At 35.4% G+C, this 2,047-nt stretch carries 3 protein-coding genes; 2 read left to right on the top strand and 1 reads right to left on the bottom strand.

Translation table 11 applies throughout. The features are described 5' to 3' along the window. Together N2Z72_04995 and N2Z72_05000 are read left to right on the top strand one after the other, a co-directional pair. Positions 1-242, top strand: a 242-nt coding sequence (locus tag N2Z72_04995) for an RNA degradosome polyphosphate kinase (protein MCX7697035.1), incomplete at its 5' end; no start/stop codon positions are given. Then, the gene (locus N2Z72_05000; GenBank protein ID MCX7697036.1) at positions 239-1,114 is read left to right on the top strand and encodes a hypothetical protein; all 876 of its coding nucleotides are present in this window, start codon (positions 239-241) and stop codon (positions 1,112-1,114) included. The genes N2Z72_04995 and N2Z72_05000, both read left to right, overlap by 4 nt. On the opposite strand, the gene N2Z72_05005 is transcribed toward N2Z72_05000, so the two are convergent. Then, the coding region (locus N2Z72_05005; GenBank protein MCX7697037.1) for a glycosyltransferase family 4 protein at positions 1,111-2,047 on the bottom strand (937 nt) is incomplete at its 5' end. The genes N2Z72_05000 and N2Z72_05005 overlap by 4 nt on opposite strands.

Genomic DNA, 2,047 nt, shown 5'->3' on the forward strand with positions numbered 1-2,047 from the left:
ACATGTATATTACCTCTGCCGATTGGATGATTAGAAATCTTGATCATCGCATAGAAGTAACTGTTCCCATCCTTGACAAAGACATCAAAAAAATTTTAAAAGATTATCTATATCTTCAACTCAAAGATACCTGTAAAGCTCGCTTTGTTAATGGCAAGCAGCATAATCAGTATGTAACGGGTGAAGAAAAAATCGACTCTCAAATTAAGTGGTATGATTATTTGAGTAATCATTATGTATGAAAAACAGATTTGGAGTAATTGACATAGGAAGTAATGCCATCAAATGTTTTGTTGGGATGGTAGTTGAAAGAGAAGGTATTCCCCGCGTGATTCGGGAAATGTATGCACGTATTCCTATACGACTTGGTGATGATGTTTTTAGTTGGAATGAGATTCTTCCAACGACACATAAAAAAATGCAAAAGGGGATGCTGGCTTTTGCGCAATTACTTTCTCTCTGGGAAGTAGAACGATCCATCATGGTCGGCACATCTGCTATGCGAGATTCAACAAATGGTAAAGAAATCTTTAAAAATCTCTCTGAAACAATCGGTATTAAAGGAATGATCATTTCAGGAAAAGAAGAAGCCGAACTCGTGCTTAACCTTCTTAAATGGTATGAAAATCCTGATTCACAAAAAATCATATTCGACATTGGTGGTGGCAGTCTTGAAGTGAATTTCATCCAGCCAAATGGAAAGATTAGGTCCGAAAGCTTCAAGTTAGGTGCGGTGCGTTTACTAAAAAATGCTGTCGAACCTCAGGAAATAGAGAAAATGTTTTATTTTATCGAGAAACATTTGTTGCATGAGAACATTATTCCCATGGCTGTTGGTGGCAATATCGATGCTTTGAAATCTTTTTTCGGTAAAAAAAATCATGACAAACTTTATCTTGATGAAATCCAAAACGCCTTTCACAGCTTGATAAATCTCACTAAAGAAGAAAGGATTGAAAAGTTTTTCTTGCCAGCTGATAGAGCAGATGTGATTGTTCCTGCTGCCCATCTTTTTATGACCATCATGAAAAAATTCTCCCTCCCATACTTATTCATTCCCAAGGTAGGACTTTCTGATGCCGTCGCTCTAGCATTATACCAAGGCAAATATTAGCTAAGCAATTCTTCATATTTTTGAAGTAAATTTTTTACTGTTTTGTCAATGTGAAATGTTTTATTAACGTATTCATAGGCATGATGAGCAAAATATTGTGCAACTTGAGGATGATAATAATAAAATAAGATGGCTTTAGCTAGAGCATCTGGGTTTCGTGGAGGGACTTTTATACCCTGATTCATATTTTCCATCAAAGGCTCATTACCCGGGATGTCGGTAATTATGCAAGGAATTTTTAAAAACATAGCTTCGAGTACAGATTTAGTAGTAGCTTCGCCATAAATTGAGGACAATACAAAACAGTTTGAACTGGCTACGTAAATTAGAGGATTCGGTACGTGACCGATGAAAAAAACTTTGCGATGAAGGAAATTGCTTTTTATTTTTTTTTCAATGTTAGCGGTTTTTAAACCTTTTCCGATCAGAAAAGTATATATGGGAAATGTGGTTGGAATTTTTGCAAGTGCATCTATAAAATAACGCAAGCCCTTCATCTTACGTGCATTAGCAACCATAGTAATGATGAAAGCATTTTCTGGTAGATTGTATTTTAATTTGATTGGGTAAGGCGAGATATTATTATACCATGATGGATGGTGTCCTTTGTAAACGGTGAAAACATAAGGACTAGTAATTAAGGTATTGCGTTTGATAAGATTTTCCACAGCAGGAGCAATAGCCCAAATAGCATTCACCCTTGGATGTAAGTATTTAAAATACTGTGTGGGATCCCACCAGTGAATATGACCACAGTAGCCACGATAAAGAACAATTTTGGTTTTGATATTACGTGCAGCCATCAAAATGTTAATCATCGCAGGACTATAAAAAACATGAACAATGTCGAATTGACCTTCTCTCAGAATTTTTCGTGCATAGTTAATTTCTTTAAGAGAAAACTTTTTCTTAAACTTAAAAGATATGATTTTA

It is taken from the genome of Bacteroidales bacterium, from assembly GCA_026418905.1.
GTDB lineage: Bacteria > Bacteroidota > Bacteroidia > Bacteroidales > DTU049 > JAOAAK01.

Coding starts and splice junctions, on each gene's coding strand:
- N2Z72_05000 (MCX7697036.1), top strand. CDS start 239: ATGAAAAACAGATTTGGAGTAATTGACATAGGAAGTAATGCCATCAAA.